15 protein-coding genes are annotated in these 15,097 nt (G+C 65.4%); 6 read left to right on the forward strand and 9 right to left on the reverse strand.

The annotated features are described in order from the left end of the window. Positions 1 to 65: 65 nt before the first annotated feature. Positions 66 to 3,062: a DNA polymerase I gene (gene polA / locus LB518_RS12750; RefSeq protein WP_224577893.1), complete on the forward strand. Its 2,997-nt coding sequence runs from the start codon at positions 66 to 68 to the stop codon at positions 3,060 to 3,062. On the opposite strand, the gene clcA is transcribed toward polA, so the two are convergent. After that, the gene (gene clcA / locus LB518_RS12755) at positions 3,059 to 4,384 is read right to left on the reverse strand and encodes a H(+)/Cl(-) exchange transporter ClcA (protein WP_224577894.1); all 1,326 of its coding nucleotides are present in this window, start codon (positions 4,382 to 4,384) and stop codon (positions 3,059 to 3,061) included. The genes polA and clcA overlap by 4 nt on opposite strands. A gap of 109 nt (positions 4,385 to 4,493) precedes the next feature. On the opposite strand from clcA, the gene LB518_RS12760 reads away from it, so the two are divergent. Beyond that, a complete protein-coding gene (locus LB518_RS12760; protein WP_224577895.1) occupies positions 4,494 to 4,961 on the forward strand; it encodes a hypothetical protein in 468 nt (155 codons plus the stop codon). A 44-nt stretch (positions 4,962 to 5,005) separates the two neighbouring features. Here the strand turns inward: LB518_RS12760 and LB518_RS12765 are convergent, their stop codons facing one another. The 3 genes from LB518_RS12765 to dps form a co-directional block, all read right to left on the reverse strand. Further along, positions 5,006 to 5,506, reverse strand: coding sequence for a DUF992 domain-containing protein (locus LB518_RS12765; protein WP_224577896.1), 501 nt, complete (start codon positions 5,504 to 5,506; stop codon positions 5,006 to 5,008). Positions 5,507 to 5,602: 96 nt separating this feature from the next. Further along, the gene (locus tag LB518_RS12770; RefSeq protein WP_224577897.1) at positions 5,603 to 6,064 is read right to left on the reverse strand and encodes a hypothetical protein; all 462 of its coding nucleotides are present in this window, start codon (positions 6,062 to 6,064) and stop codon (positions 5,603 to 5,605) included. Then, the gene (gene dps / locus LB518_RS12775; RefSeq protein WP_224577898.1) at positions 6,057 to 6,545 is read right to left on the reverse strand and encodes a DNA starvation/stationary phase protection protein Dps; all 489 of its coding nucleotides are present in this window, start codon (positions 6,543 to 6,545) and stop codon (positions 6,057 to 6,059) included. Before dps ends, LB518_RS12770 begins: the two co-directional genes overlap by 8 nt. A gap of 212 nt (positions 6,546 to 6,757) precedes the next feature. Here dps and LB518_RS12780 point away from each other — a divergent pair, with 212 nt between their 5' ends. Both LB518_RS12780 and LB518_RS12785 read left to right on the forward strand, forming a co-directional pair. Further along, positions 6,758 to 7,339 carry an AAA family ATPase gene (locus LB518_RS12780; RefSeq protein ID WP_224577899.1) on the forward strand — a complete coding sequence of 194 codons (582 nt, stop codon included), beginning with the start codon at positions 6,758 to 6,760 and terminating at the stop codon, positions 7,337 to 7,339. Between the two features lie 153 nt (positions 7,340 to 7,492). After that, positions 7,493 to 7,993, forward strand: coding sequence for a disulfide bond formation protein B (locus tag LB518_RS12785; protein WP_224577900.1), 501 nt, complete (start codon positions 7,493 to 7,495; stop codon positions 7,991 to 7,993). A 1-nt stretch (position 7,994) separates the two neighbouring features. Here the strand turns inward: LB518_RS12785 and LB518_RS12790 are convergent, their stop codons facing one another. The 4 genes from LB518_RS12790 to LB518_RS12805 form a co-directional block, all read right to left on the reverse strand. Further along, positions 7,995 to 8,801 (reverse strand): TrmH family RNA methyltransferase, encoded by an 807-nt coding sequence (locus LB518_RS12790; RefSeq protein WP_224577901.1) that lies wholly within the window; start codon positions 8,799 to 8,801, stop codon positions 7,995 to 7,997. A gap of 36 nt (positions 8,802 to 8,837) precedes the next feature. Further along, positions 8,838 to 9,395, reverse strand: a complete 558-nt coding sequence (locus tag LB518_RS12795; RefSeq protein ID WP_224577902.1) for an HNH endonuclease — start codon at positions 9,393 to 9,395, stop codon at positions 8,838 to 8,840. 111 nt (positions 9,396 to 9,506) lie between these two features. Continuing rightward, positions 9,507 to 10,163 (reverse strand): alpha/beta hydrolase, encoded by a 657-nt coding sequence (locus LB518_RS12800; protein WP_224577903.1) that lies wholly within the window; start codon positions 10,161 to 10,163, stop codon positions 9,507 to 9,509. A 93-nt stretch (positions 10,164 to 10,256) separates the two neighbouring features. Further along, complete coding sequence (locus LB518_RS12805; protein WP_224577904.1) at positions 10,257 to 10,985, reverse strand: class I SAM-dependent methyltransferase; 729 nt, start codon at positions 10,983 to 10,985, stop codon at positions 10,257 to 10,259. 63 nt (positions 10,986 to 11,048) lie between these two features. Between LB518_RS12805 and gluQRS the strand changes: the two genes are divergently transcribed. Beyond that, positions 11,049 to 11,927, forward strand: a complete 879-nt coding sequence (gene gluQRS / locus LB518_RS12810; RefSeq protein WP_224577905.1) for a tRNA glutamyl-Q(34) synthetase GluQRS — start codon at positions 11,049 to 11,051, stop codon at positions 11,925 to 11,927. Here the strand turns inward: gluQRS and LB518_RS12815 are convergent. After that, complete coding sequence (locus LB518_RS12815) at positions 11,906 to 12,850, reverse strand: AEC family transporter (protein ID WP_224577906.1); 945 nt, start codon at positions 12,848 to 12,850, stop codon at positions 11,906 to 11,908. The genes gluQRS and LB518_RS12815 overlap by 22 nt on opposite strands. Positions 12,851 to 13,210: 360 nt before the next feature. Between LB518_RS12815 and LB518_RS12820 the strand changes: the two genes are divergently transcribed. Beyond that, the gene (locus LB518_RS12820; RefSeq protein WP_224577907.1) at positions 13,211 to 14,890 is read left to right on the forward strand and encodes a mechanosensitive ion channel family protein; all 1,680 of its coding nucleotides are present in this window, start codon (positions 13,211 to 13,213) and stop codon (positions 14,888 to 14,890) included. Positions 14,891 to 15,097: the final 207 nt, after the last annotated feature.

Below are 15,097 nucleotides of genomic sequence, written 5' to 3' on the forward strand. Positions count from 1 at the left end.
CACGACCCACCGGCAATCCGCCGTCGATATAGCCAAAGCCGCGTTCGGGAGGCATAGTCCGCCGCATGTCCGAACCGAGCACGTCCGCACCCGCCGCCGCCCCTTCCCGCCCGATCGGGCCGGGAAGCCATGTCTTCCTGGTCGATGGCTCGTCTTATATCTTCCGCGCCTACCATGCGCTGCCGCCCCTGACGCGCAAATCGGACGGCCTGCCGGTCGGCGCCGTTGCCGGCTTCTCCAACATGCTGTGGAAGCTGCTGAAGGAGGCCAACGAGGTCGGTGTCCGGCCGACCCATCTCGCGGTGGTGCTCGACCATTCGGCCACTACCTTTCGCAACGAGATCTACAATCTCTACAAGGCACAGCGCCCTGAACCGCCGGAGGACCTGCGCCCGCAATTCGGCCTGATCCGCAAGGCGGTGCATGCCTTCAACGTCGCCTGCATCGAGCAGCAGGGCTTCGAGGCCGATGACCTGATCGCGACCTATACCGGGCAGGCAGTCGCCGCCGGCGCCGACGTCACGATCGTCGCATCCGACAAGGACCTGATGCAGCTCATCCGGCCCGGCGTCCTGATGCTCGATACGATGAAGGGCAAGACGATCGGCCGCGACGAGGTGATCGAGAAATTCGGCGTGCCGCCGGAAAAGGTCGTCGACGTGCAATCGCTGGCCGGCGACAGCGTCGACAATGTTCCGGGCGTGCCCGGCATCGGCGTCAAGACCGCCGCGCAGCTCATCGAGACCTATGGCAGCCTCGAGGCGCTGCTTGAGAACGCCGCCGAAATCAAGCAGCCGAAGCGGCGCGAGGCACTGATCAATTTCGCCGAGCAGGCGAGAATCTCGATGCGCCTCGTGACGCTCGACCAGAACGTGCCGCTCGCAACGCCGATCGAAGAGCTCGCCGTGCGCGCGATCGAGGGCGAACGGCTGATCCGCTTCCTGAAGGCGATGGAATTCACCACGCTGACCGGCCGTGTCGCTGCCGCGACCGGCGTCGAGCAAGCCTCGGTTGCGCCCGACGCGGAGCTTTCCTCGCCCGCGGCCGCCGCCATGCTGTCGCAGTCGCTGTTCGGCGACCAGCAGAACCCGCCGCCGCCGGCCGAAGCCGCCGCCGTGATGGCGGTGCCGGAAACACGGACATCAGCGCCAAGCGGCGGACTTTCACCGGCCGCGCTGGTCGAGGCCCGTGCGCGGGAGGCTCGCGAAACGCCCGTCGACCGATCGACCTATGAGACCGTGACGACGGTGGACAGGCTGATGGCCTGGACGGCGGAAGCGATGGAGCGTGGCCTCGTCGCTGTCGACACCGAGACGACCTCGCTCGATCCGATGCAGGCCGATCTCGTCGGCGTTTCGCTGGCGCTGGCGCCGGGCAAGGCCTGCTATATCCCGCTCGCCCATCGTGGCGATGGTGACGGCCTTTTCAATGAAGGCCTGCTCGATGGCCAGATTCCGATCCCCGAGGCGCTGGCGGTCCTGAAGCCGATGCTGGAGGATCGATCGGTCCTCAAAGTGGCGCAGAACCTCAAATATGACTGGCTGGTGCTGGCCCGTTACGGCATCGAAGTGGCGCCTTTCGACGACACAATGCTGATCTCCTATGTGCTGGACGCCGGGCGCGGACCGCATGGCATGGATCCGCTTTCGGAAAAATGGCTCGGTCACACGCCGATCACGTTCGATGATGTCACCGGCAAGGGCAAGGCGCGCATCACCTTCGACCGCGTGGCGATCGACCGCGCCACCCAATATGCCGCCGAGGACGCCGACGTCACGCTGCGCCTGTGGCTGGCCCTGAAGCCGCGCCTGGCCGCTGAGGGCATGGCGAATGTCTACGAGACGCTGGAACGGCCGATGGTGCCGGTTCTCTCCGCGATGGAGCGGCGCGGCATTTCCATCGACCGCAACATGCTCTCGCGCCTCTCGGGCGATTTCGCGCAGGCCGCCGCCGGGCTCGAAGCCGAAATTCACCAGCTTGCCGGCCAGCCATTCAATATCGGCTCGCCCAAGCAGCTCGGCGACATTCTCTTCGGCGTGATGGGTCTGCCGGGGGCGTCGAAGACCGCCACAGGCGCATGGGCGACCGGCGCCAGCATCCTCGAAGAGCTTGCCGAGCAGGGCTACGAGCTGCCGCAGCGCATCCTCGAATGGCGCCAGCTCACCAAGCTGCGCTCGACCTATACCGACGCGCTGCCGTCCTATCAGCACAAGGAAACCGAGCGCGTCCACACCTCCTATGCGCTCGCGGCGACGACGACCGGCCGCCTCTCCTCATCCGAGCCCAACCTGCAGAACATTCCGGTCCGCACCGAGGCCGGCCGCAAGATCCGCAAGGCCTTTATCGCCGCGCCGGGCACCAAGCTCGTCTCGGCCGACTATTCGCAGATCGAACTGCGCCTGCTGGCCGAGATCGCCGATATCCCGGCGCTCCGCCAGGCCTTTCGCGACGGGCTCGACATCCACGCGCTCACCGCCTCGGAAATGTTCGGCGTCCCGGTGGAAGGCATGCCGTCCGAAGTGCGCCGGCGCGCCAAGGCGATCAATTTCGGCATCATCTACGGCATCTCGGCCTTCGGCCTCGCCAATCAACTCGGCATCGGCCGCGAGGAAGCCGGCGCCTATATCAAGCGCTACTTCGAGCGCTTCCCCGGCATCCGCGCCTATATGGAAGAGACGAAGCGCATCTGCCGCGACAAGGGCTACGTCACGACGCTGTTCGGACGGCGCTGCCATTATCCCGAGATCGCGTCGAAGAACGCGTCTGTCCGCGCCTTCAACGAGCGCGCCGCGATCAATGCCCGCCTGCAGGGCAGCGCCGCCGATATCATCCGCCGCGCCATGATCCGTGTCGCACCGGCGCTTTCGGATGAGCGGCTCAATGCCCGCATGCTGCTGCAGGTGCATGACGAATTGATCTTCGAAGTGCCGGATGACGAGGTCGAGCGGACCCTGCCGCTCGTCACATCCATCATGGAGCGAGCGCCCGAGCCTGCCGTTGCCCTCTCCGTCCCGCTGAAGGTCGACGCCCGCGCAGCCGACAACTGGGACGAGGCGCACTAGGTCTTGAGGACTCCCGGCGGCGCCCTCTGTGCGCGCGCGCGGAGGGAATCGTAGATCGGCGGATTGCCAAGCACGGTCGTCACCAGCATGGCGCAGAAGGTGGCGCCGAGCATCGGCACCAGCAGCGTCGTGCTCGCCGTCATCTCGGCCACGAGAACCAGTCCGGTGAGCGGGGCGCGCACCACGCCAGCGAAGAAGGCCGCCATGCCGACAAGCGCAAAGCCGCGCGGATCGATCCCCAGGCCGGGCAAGAGCGTGGAGGCGACGAGCCCCACGCCGAGGCCGAGATCGGCGCCGAGCACCAGCATTGGCGCGAACAGGCCGCCGGGCGTTCCAGCCGCATAGGAAACGGCGCCAAGGACGAAGCGGATCGCGAAGATGAGCGCCGTTCCGGCAAGGGTTCCCTCGCCGAGCAGCGCGTTCTGCGTCAGCGGATCGCCGCCACCGACGAGTTCGGGCGCGAACCAGGCGATCAGGCCGACCAGCACGCCGACCAGCGCCGCCTTGACGACGACGGGAACGCCGCTGAAACGATCGAAGGTGTTGAGCGCGCCGAGGATGCTCCGGTTATAGGCGATCGCGACCAGGCCTGCGATGCCGCCGAAGATCACATAGATCGGGAAACTGGCGGTCGAGGGCGGCGCCAGGGCGGCTATCGTGAAATCGTGCTGGTCGCCGAGGATGGCACGCGAAACGGCGATGGCCGTCGCCGATGCCCCAAGCGCCGCAATGGCGATCCGCGTCTCGAAGCGGCGCACCAGCTCCTCCAGCACGAAGATGGCGCCGCCGATCGGCGCATTGAATGCGGTGGCAAGGCCGGCGCCGGCACCGGCCGCGAGTAGCATGCGGCAGTCGTCCCAGTCGCAGCGAAACCATTTCCCGATCAGATGAGCCAGCGTCGCGCCCATCTGCACGCTCGGTCCCTCGCGACCGAGCGCCAGACCGGAGCCGATGGCGAGCCAGCCACCGATGAATTTCACCGGGATGAGGCGGAACGTTCCCTGCTGCGCCTTGCCCTGCAGGACGAGTTCGACATGCGGAATGCCGCTGCCGGAGGCCTCGCGGGCGAAGCGCTGGACGAGAAAGGCTGCAACCGCCGCCGCCAGCGCAGCGAGAAGAATGATGCCGAGGAAGCCGGCGAGCGGTATGCCGTGCGCCGCCGAAATAACGACGCCGCGCCACGTATCGGCCTGATCGAGCCCGGCCCGGAACAGCGCCCCGAGCGCCCCAGCCAAGGCTCCCGCCAGCGGGGCGAGCAAAGCAATGGCGAAAAGACTGCCTTTTGGCTCATCCTCGCCGGCTTCGAGGTCGGTTTCGTTCATGCGCTTTCAGCCCGATTCACGTGTCCGCAATCATGTGTCGAAAAAGGATGGATCGAAACAGGCAGAGCGCGCTAAAGTCGAACCGTGCACCAACAGCACGCGGATGCGTATGTCGATCACCACCGAGCATAGCGGCTACCAGATTCTTTATGTCGAGGCAGACAATATCTGGCGCTGTCCGCAACTAGGACTCGCTGCCTCTTCGCTGTCCGACCTTCGCCAGGAGATCGACGCCGCCGATGCAGCGACCCGGCAGCTGAACATTCCGGCCTTCCTGCTCGATCACTCAGGCTTCTCGATCACGCCCGTGCTCGTTGTTCGAGCGGACCGTGACGGGGAGCATGTTTGGGTGATCAACAAGGTCGAGGACCCGCGCAACGAGCGGCGCGAAAAGGTCAGCCTCCACCGCCTTGTGGAGGACACCATGGAAAATCGCCGATTGCTGCTCGACTGGCGCGACGCGTCGCGCTCGGTCTATGAGGAAGGCCAGCGCGTGTCGCAGCGGCGCGACGCCATTCCGCGCATGGATGCCCTCATCCTGGGACCGGCGGCGGGAAGCCGCGACAAGGTCGAGTAAGGCCAGACGAGGCCAGCGGTAAGCCGCCAGCCTCGTTCGCTGGCTTATTGGGCCGGAGCAGGCGCCGAGACCAGCGTCACGGTGGTCACGCCCGCGGCGAGGTTGAAGCCTGATTCGCCTTCAACGGTGAAGGGCTGCAGGGCAATCGACTTGTCATTGCCACCCACCAGCACATTGGCGCCGAGACCCTTGACGATCGCGACATCCGCGCCCGCGCCGGCAAAGTCACCCGCGAGCGTGCCCGGGCCGGGAACGGTGTTGGTGGCGGTGATCACACCCCAGATCAGGACGCCCTGCTTCACTTCACCGAGCGCGAGACCGTATTCGGCGATCTTGCCGGTGTAGTAGTCCTTCGCCGATCCGTCCTGCGGCGTGAAAACACACTTCATCGTCTGCTTTTCGACGACGAAGAAACCGACGCCCGCTGAAACGTCGCATTCGAGCTTGCCGACGGCCGCCTGCTGGGCGAACGCCGGGGTGGCGGCGGCGAGGACGAGCGGCGCGGTGGCCAACACCGCAGCCAGCACGAAACGGGATGCAGACATTCTGTGTCTCCTTCTCGAAGGGAATTTGCGAATCACGGCATCGCCGGGCGCGCCCAAGCTAGCAAACTTCAGCAACACCCGCGAAGGCCGCGCCGGTCAACGCTCGTTGGCCGGCCCGACCCGCTGCATCATCGAGAACAGGAAGGCGACCGTCAGCCCGAACATCATGACGCCGACCAGCGCCTCGAGCGCGCCGAGCATCTGCCAATGCGGCGCCAGGAAGAACGCGTCATGAGCGAAGCTCGTCTGCGCCTCCATGGAGAACAGCATCGCCGTGCGCGGGTCCGGCAATGCGCCGAGCGCCACATAGGCAATCGCCCAGAACATCGCTTCGGCCGCATGCAGCAGCACGGCCAAGAGCACGGCGCCGCTCATCACGAGAATGAAGCCGAGCCGCGCCCGAACCGCGAACCAGGGCAGCCGGGCGACACGCACCAGGTTGCGATCGAAGATGCCGAGCCAGACAACGTGGGCGACGAGCGTAATCACGGTCAGGGGCACGCCCCAGACCCAGTCGACGCTCCACGCGCTGATATCGGCGATGGCGCCGTTATTCACGGTGCGATTCGAGGAACCACAATGCCTTGTCGAGCGAGCGCGACGCCGCGGTGAAGATGTCCGCGGTATCGGCGTCGCCGGCCTCGTCCGAGGTGTCGATTGCGCTGCGCACCGCGTTGGCCGTGGCGGCATAGCGCTCGATCAGCGCATCGAGATGATCCGGGATCTTGCTGATATCGGTCGGATAGGGCTTCAGCGACGTGTCCTCGGCAACGACCTGCGAGGTTCCGAGCGCGATGCCGCCAAGCTGGGCGACGCGTTCGGCGATCGTGTCGGTATGGACATCGAGATCCGCGCGGAACGTATCGAGCATTTCGTGGATGGCGATGAACTGGATGCCCTTCAGGTTCCAGTGCGCCTGCTTGGTGATGAGCGAAAGGTCGATCGCATCTGCGAGACGGGCGTTGAGCAGCTCGATCATCGCCGTTTTGGTGTTGGAAGCGAGGTCGATGCGCGAGGAGAGTTTGGTCACGGCGATCATCCTTCTATTGACCTTGGGAGCGGGCGCGAAGGCGCGCGCCTGTCATAGGCGAACGGGCGCCGCCGGTCCATGTCCGCCTGCAGCGCCCAAGCTTATGTAATGCTCCGGGCAGCTGAGCGTTCCGCGCGACGCCTCGCCGCAGGCGGCGACGGCAAGGCTGGACAGCGGCGGCGGCCGGGCGGAAAGTCGGGTTTGCAGACAAGGAGCATTCGATGACGAAAGTGAAGTTGCCGCCCGATCCCTGGCAGCGGACGACGACCGAACACGGCTTTGCCGCCGACGAGGTGATCTCGGCCCTGCAGAAATCGCTGCGTCGCGGCCTGCTCGACAATGCCCTGCTGCTCGGCTGGGAGATGTTCCTGACCAGCCTGGAGATGGAGGAGAAGCTCTGGTCGCGACTCTGCGTGATCTCGGTCGAGGATGTCGGCTTCGGCAACCGCGACGCCCCGGTCATCGTCGAGACGCTCTATCAGATGCATCATCGCTATCCGCGCCCGGTGGGCGACCGTTTCCTCTTCGCAGCGCATGCGATCCGCCTGATCGCGACGAGCCCGAAGGAGCGCTCCTCCGACGACATGGTCAACTGGGCGATGCGGGGCACGGCGCTCGGCGAGCTCAAGCCCGAGATCATCGATCCCGCCCTCGACATGCATACGCTGAAGGGACAGGAAATGGGCCGCGACTATCTCTATTTCATGCAGGAAGCATCGAAGGTCGAACCGCAGAGCAATGAGCGCGAGCCGAAATACCGCGAATGGATTCTCGCTGCGCTGGCGGACGGCCGGCTGAGTTGAGCAGCCCACGCTGATGTGACCGCCGGCACGTCGACAGCATCGCGGCCGGCGGCTAGAAGCGGACGGCCTGACCGGGACAACAGCCTCGGTCAGCCCGGCACCTGGTATGCACCGGCGACCCATAGACCCGAAACGACCGACCTGGACCAAAGCATGGCCGACGGCAAACGCCTCTTCTACGCAGGACTGGGCTTCCTTCTCGGCCTCGCGGCCATCGCGGGCGCCTGGGCCTTCCAGCTCATCGGCGGCTATGTGCCCTGCAAGCTCTGCCTCGAGCAGCGTATTCCCTATTATGTTGGCCTGCCGCTCTTTGCCATCGCGATCGTGCTGATGATCCGCGACACGCAGATCGCGCTGGCGCGGACACTGCTGCTGCTCGCCGGCCTCGCCTTCCTGATCGGTCTCGGCCTCGGCATCTATCATTCCGGCGTTGAGTGGCATTACTGGCTCGGGCCGGCCGATTGCGGCGGGGGCGTCGCGACAACAGGCAATGCCGGCGATCTCCTCGCCCAGATCGGCCATACCAAGGTGGTGAGTTGCACCGATGCGGCCTGGCGCCTGTTCGGCCTCTCCTTCGCCGGCTGGAATGCCGTCGTTTCGGCGCTCGTCGCGTTGCTCGCGCTCACCGCCGCGCTCGGCAGCGTCCGCCGCTGAGTCAGTCGCGGCCTGCGGTCAGGTGATGCAGCACGATGCCGCTGGTCGTCGCGACATTGAGCGAATCGACGCCTTCGGCCATGCGGATGCGCACGGTCTCAGCGCGCTCCATCAGCGCCTCCGCAAGGCCGGGTCCCTCGGCGCCCAGCATCAGCGCGACGCGCCCGCCGCGTGGGACGTCATGCAGATCCGTTGCGCCTGAAGGCGACAGCGCCAGCATGCGGAAACCGGCAGCCGCCAGCATCGCGGCCATGTCGGCGCCCCGCGGCAATCGCACGAAAGGCAGCGTCAGGCTGGTGCCGACCGAGACGCGGATCGCCTTGCGATAGAGCGGATCGCAGCAATCCGCATCCAGCACCACGCCAGCCGCGCGGAAGGCCGCCGCATTGCGGAAAATGCCGCCCATATTGTCGTGATTGGCGATCGCCGAGAGCGCGACGATGACAGCATCAGCCGGCGCGTCCCCGAGCAGCCGCTCCGGCGCAAGCGGCGGCGCCGCAATGCCATGGGCGAGGATTCCGCGATGAAGCGGAAAGCCGGCAATCGCGTCGATCACGGCCTGCGTGGCGGCATAGATGGGCACATCGGGCGCAAGCTTTGCCAGCAGCGGGCCGAGGCTCTCGACCCGCTTGGCATCGATCAGCAGCGAGGCGGCACGGTGTCGCTTTGAACGAACCAGCATCGACAGCACCACCTCGCCCTCGGCGATGAACTGGCCCTGCCGGCCGACGAGATCGCGCTCGCGGATATCGCGATAGGCGGCGATGCGCGGATCGGCGTGGTCGTCGATAGGGATGGCAGCGATCATGGCAAGGCGGGCTCGGCCCGCCAGAGGCAGGCATCACTACGGATCGAGTTCGGTATCCCAATAGAGATAGTCGAGCCAGCTGTCGTGCAGATAGTTCGGCGGGAATGCGCGGCCGTTATTGTGCAAGTCAGAGACCGATGGCTGGAACGGCATTTGATGCGGCCACATATGCGCGTCGGCCGGATGCAGGCTGCCTTTCCGCAAATTGCAGGGTGAACAGGCCGCGACGACATTTTCCCATGTCGTTTGTCCACCGCGCGAACGGGGGATGACATGGTCGAAGGTCAGATCCTCGCGCGCGCCGCAATATTGGCACTGGAAGCGATCGCGCAGGAACACGTTGAACCGCGTGAAAGCCGGATTCCGTGCCGGCTTCACATAGTTCTTCAGACAGACGACGCTCGGCAGCCGCATATGGAAGGACGGGCTGCGGACATCGACATCATATTCCGAGACGATGGTGACCCGATCGAGAAACACCGCCTTGATCGTGTCCTGCCAGGACCAGAGCGAGAGCGGGTAATAGCTCAGCGGCCGATAATCGGCATTGAGCACAAGGGCGGGATTTGCACCAGCAGGCAACGCTATCGTCAAGACTGGCTTCTCCGGTGAGCAGCGCCGAACCTCGAGATAAGTCCGATTAGTCTATAGGCTGTGTGTCACCCTTGTGAAGCCATTGCAGCGTCGCGCCAGAACACCCGGCAATCAGACCGTGACGTCGGCGAAAACCTGTCGCAGAAATGCCGCGCCAGCCTTGAGCCCGACCGCGTCGATGCCATGGCCGAGGCCCGGCCGCTCGATCGTCTCGACGGTGAAACCGGCAGCGCGCAGCGCCGCAGCCGTCTCGACCACAGCCGCGACGGGAATCACCTCATCGAGAACGCCATGCACCAAAAGGACCGGTGCCCGGCTGACCGTCTCGCTGGCCAGTCGCTCCACCCCTGCGATGCGGCCGGAATAGCCGATGATCGCAGCCGGCGGGTGCGGTCGCCGCGGCGCGACCTGCAACGCCATCATGGTGCCCTGGCTGAAGCCGACGATCGCCAGATCCGAATCGGCGAGCCCAAGTCGCGCCAGTTCGGCATCGATGAAGGCATCGAGCTTCGGCGCCGCGGCTGCCGCCCCCTGCCAATATTCATGCGGATCACGGACTGTCAGGCGAAACCACTGATAGCGGGTCGGGTCCCAGTCACACGGATCCGGAGCATTCGGGGCGACAAAGGCCGTATCGGGGAAGAGCGGCGCCCAGTGGCGGCCGATATCGATGAGATCCTGTCCATCCGCGCCGACGCCATGCAGCAGCACGACCAGCTTCGTGGCGGGGCGCCCGGAGAGGGGTTCGATGCGAGGACCGTCGAGCATGGCATAGGTTCCGGGTGAGGTGGCGAATCGTACGCCATGCTAGCAATGCCGCCGCAGGTTCCGCCATCGCGGCATGAGCGGGCGGCCCGAACGTCAGCGCGTCGCGGCGACCAGCAGGAACATCGGCCTGTCGCGCTCTTCTTCAAGTTCGGGGCGCGCGGCGATCTGCGCCTCGGTCGGACAGAATTCCTCGACGTGATCGAGCCGGAATCCGGCGGCGATCAGGAGGTTCAGCGTCGTGCCGAGCGTGCGATGATGCTTGATGACGCCATCCGCGAGCCAGTCGGTTGTTCGCGGACCTTCGACGAGATAGCGATCGAGCGGCCAGATCCGCCGTCCCTCGCCGTCCGATGTGAAGCCAGGCCGTGACGGCGCCATATAGATCGGGTGTTCCGTCGAGAAGACGAGCCGCCCGCCAGGCTTGAGGCTCCGATGAATCTCGGCCAGCAGGCGCCCTGCATCCTCGACATAGTGCAGCGCCAGCGAAGAATAGACGAGGTCGAACGCCGCGGCGGGGAGTTCGAGCCTGTCGAGATCGCCGCGCTCATAGCGCATGGACGCGCTGACACCTTCGGCGCGGGCCCGATCCAGCATGCGTTCGGAGAGATCGATACCGAGAACCGAGCGCGCGCCCTCGCCGGCTGCAAAGCGGCAGAACCAGCCATAGCCGCAGCCGAGATCGGCGATGTCCAGACCTGCAAGCGGCGGCAGCAGGGCCCGCATCGCCGGCCACTCGGTCGCGCCGTCCAACCCCTCGACGGATCGGGGGAGCTTGCTGTAGCCCTCGAAGAAGGTGGGTTGATCGTAGATATTCTGGGCCATGGCTCGGGATGCTCCTCTCCCGCCGAGATAGAACCGGTCATCGACGGTGACAACGGCCCACGCATGAAAACCTTCCGCTTCGCCCCGAGCCCGAACGGTCCGCTGCATCTCGGCCACGCTTATTCGGCGCTGCTGAACGCCGATCTGGCCAAGGCGAGTGGCGGCCGCCTGCTGGTGCGGATCGAGGATATCGACCAGGAGCGCTGCCGCCCGGAATTCGAGACCGCGATCCTCGCCGATCTTGATCGGCTCGGCATCGCTTATGCACGCCCCGTGCGGCGGCAGTCGGAGCATTTCGAGGATTATCGCGATGCGCTCGCAAGGCTTGAGGCGATGGGCCTCGTCTATCCGGCCTTCCTGACCCGCGCCGAGATCCGCGCCCGAACGGACGATCCGGACTGGCCGCGCGACCCCGATGGCGCGCCGCTCTATCCGGGCGATGATCGTGCGCTGCCGCACGCCGAGGCGCTGGGGCGCATCGCTTCAGGGACGCCCTATGCGCTTCGTTTGAGGATGGATGAAGCGGTGCGCCGCATGGGCGAACTCCGCTTCGAGGAGGCCGGCGCCGGGCCCGATGGCAAGGCCGGCCTTCTCACGGCCGAACCCGGCCGCTGGGGCGATGTCATCCTGGCGCGCAAGGACACGCCGACCAGCTATCACCTCTCCGTCGTCGTCGACGACGCGCTGCAGGGCGTCACCGATGTGGTGCGCGGCGCCGATCTCTTTCATGCCACCACCGTCCACCGCCTGTTGCAGGCGCTGCTCGGCTTCGACGCGCCGCGCTATCATCACCACCCTCTGGTCCGTGACGCGCACGGCCGCAAGCTCTCGAAATCGGAGGGCGATACCGGCCTTTCGGAGTTGATGGCAGGGGGTGCGAGCACGAATGATATCCGCCGCCGCGTCGGCTTGCCGCCCGCTCAGCCAACGCCGAGTACATAGAGCCAGATCGTGATGGTGAAGAGGCTGATCAGCGTCGAGAGCGAGACAGAGCTCGCGGCACTGGCAACGCCAGCTCTATAGTGGCTCGCCAGAAGATAGGCGTTGACGCCGCAAGGCATCGCCGCGAACACAACCGCCACGCCGGCCCAGACCGGCGGCATCGGCAGAACCCGCGTCAGCCCGAACACGAGCAGCGGATGAACCACCAGCTTCAGCGTGCTGATCGTGAGCGAAGCTGCGAGATCGCCGGCAAAACCGTAGCGTCGCAGCGCGAGACCCATCGACACCAGCGCGCAGGGTACGGAGGACGCGGCGACCATGCCGACCACCTGGCCGGATACCCCTGTCGCCTGGAAGCCCGTAAGCTTGGCGATGGCGCCGGCATAGATGCCGATGAGGATCGGATTGCGCGCCAGGGCCTTGCCGAGACGGATGAGCGTCGCGCGGGAAACGCCGGATTCGGCGCCTTCGGCGAGGATCGTAGCCGCGGTCGTCATGATCGGCAGGTGAATGGCGATCAGCAGGAACAACGGCACGGCGCCCGCCTCGCCAAACGCCTTCAGGATGATCGGCACGCCGACAAAGACGGTATTGGCCTGCGCGCCCGTGAAACCCTGCATCACCGCTTCGAGATGGCTGCGACGGAAGACCCTGACCGCGAGCAGGAAGCCGATTGCGAACACGATGAAGGCGCCGGTGAAATAGGCGATCCAGTAGCCCCAGGGCTGCCCGTCCGCCGGAAGCTTTGCTTCCGACAGCGTCTTGAAGATCAGGACCGGCACGGCCAGCCCGAAGACATATTCCGAGAGGCCATCGGCGGCGCGCTCGCCAAGATGCTTCGTCCAGCCGGCGAGATAGCCGACGCCGATCAGCGCGAAGATCGGCAGCACGATGAAGGCGATGTCGGCGAGACGCCCGATCACGGCAGGCGACCCTGACGAGGCAGTGAGGGCGAGGAAAGAGATGGAGATGGCATGGGCGAATCCGCTGGTGCCACCGACCATAGACCGGAGTTCGCCGGTGTGCGAACCGTGCCGGGCGGCAGCATCGAGGTTTTCCGCAGCGGTCTTTGCGAGCGTCGCTCCCCTGTCCGGCCAAGAGCACGTCCATTCCGCGGCATCAAATCTGTCTGGTGTCCAAAGTCGTTGCAGCTATGCTGTTCGCGGGTGATGGAGGTCCGCATGATGCTTCCGGTTCGTTTTCAGTAACCGTCCTTAAGCATTGCGGCCGCCGACACGCACTTGATTTCGAAGTCCTCTCCTGGAACCAGATAGGAAGCTGAATTGGCCGGCTTGAGCTGCGTGCGACTGTTCTGCCGCGTCCTGATTTTGTGGGTTCTGGTCCTCAGCGGCACGCCAGCCGCATGGGCCGAGGCCGTGCCGACTGGCGCGATCGACGAATCTTTCCCGCTTCGAGCCGCCGACACGACGAGCCCGCGCGATGCCTTGACCACATTTCTGCGCGACTTCCGCAACAGCGCCGAAGCCTGGCGGGCGGGCAAAAGCCGGGACGTGATCGACCGCGCGTTGGCCCGCGCACGCGACACCATCGACTTCAGCGACGTTCCCGCACTTGGCTATGGTGCCGCGACCCTCATCGACATGGCGCTCCTCAGCGAAGTGCTCGATCGGGTGGCGCTTCCGCCTTTGGCCGATATTCCCGGCGACGCCGATCTCAAGACCGGCAGTGACGACGAACTCACGCGCTGGGTGATCCCCAATACCCGGCTTGAGATCGTGAAGATTACCGACGGGCCGCGCGCCGGCGAATATCTGTTCTCGAAGGAATCGGTCGCGGACCTTCGCAGCTATTACAGCCTCGTGAAGGACATTCCCTACCAGCCCGGCGCTCTCGCCGGCATCTATGAAGACGTTCTGTCGAGCCCTGGGGACTGGGTGCCGGAGAGGTTCCGCGACACGCTGCCGGCATGGGCGCTCTCGGTCGCCGCCGGCCGTGCTATCTGGCAATGGATCGCACTGGCGGTCCTGATGGCCATAGCCCTGCCGCTCGTCCCCCTGATCATCCGGGCTGGCATGCACTGGGATGCCAGACGACGCTCGGCCAGCCCGTGGCTCCGTTTCGGAACGCCGGTCGCGCTGATCCTTGTCGTCGCTTTGGCCGGCCTCTTTCAGAATCTCGCCGAGAAGGTGATCGGGCTTCTCGAATTGCCGATGGAAATCATCAGCTTCATGGTGCTCGCCGTCCAGGCGGTGGGCCTCGCCTGGCTGGTGTTCGTGGTGTCCAACAGGCTCGCCGATGCGATCGGTGGGATCAAATACGGGGCCGACGGACAGTCTCATCTCGACGCGGCGATGACGAGAATGCTGTTTCGCCTCATCAGCCTCGGCATCATGATCCTTCTGGCCGCTTTTGCCGCCAGCAGGATCGGCATTCCGGTCGCGCCACTCGTGGCGGGCCTCGGCGCAGGTGGTCTCGCGATCGCACTGGCAGTGCGGCCGACGCTGGAAAACATCATCGGCGGACTGACGCTTTTTGCCGACCGGCCGGTACGGGTTGGCGATTTCTGCCGCTATGGCGACGATGTCGGCACCGTCGAGCAGATCGGACTGCGCTCCACGCGCATCCGCACCTTGGAGCAGAGCCTCGTTACCGTTCCCAACAGCGAATTCTCGCAGATGCATCTCGACAATTTCACGGCGCGCCCAACGCGCCTGTTGCAGACGCTGCTGCATATCCGCCATGGAACCACGCCCGATCAGATGCGCCTCCTACTCACAGAGATCCGCAATCTTCTCGATGCCAATCCGCTGGTGACGCCCGATTCCTCCTATGTCCGCTTCGTTGGCTACGGCGCCTTCTCCAAGGATATCGAAGTTTTCGCCTATCTGCGCTGCGAGGACGAGCGCGCCTTCCTGGCGACCCGGGAAGAGCTCCTTCTCAACATCGAGGAAATCGTCCAGCGGGCCGATGCAGGCTTCGCCGTCCGGACCGGAACTCCATAACCGCTGCAGCAAAGACCGCGAACACACCGCTGTTCGGCGACGGGAATGAGGCTGCGGGCGCCATGCCTGACTCCGCGCTCCATCATCACCGGCATGGCCATGCGAAGTCATGATAGCGGCGCCCCTCGGGGCGCCCCTCGACGCGGGAACGGGATCAGCAGGCAGACCATCCGCTGGCCCATGACGGGTTCTGAATCGTCAACCCAC

The organism is Mesorhizobium sp. BR1-1-16 (assembly GCF_020165495.1).
Taxonomy (GTDB): Bacteria; Pseudomonadota; Alphaproteobacteria; order Rhizobiales; family Kaistiaceae; genus Kaistia.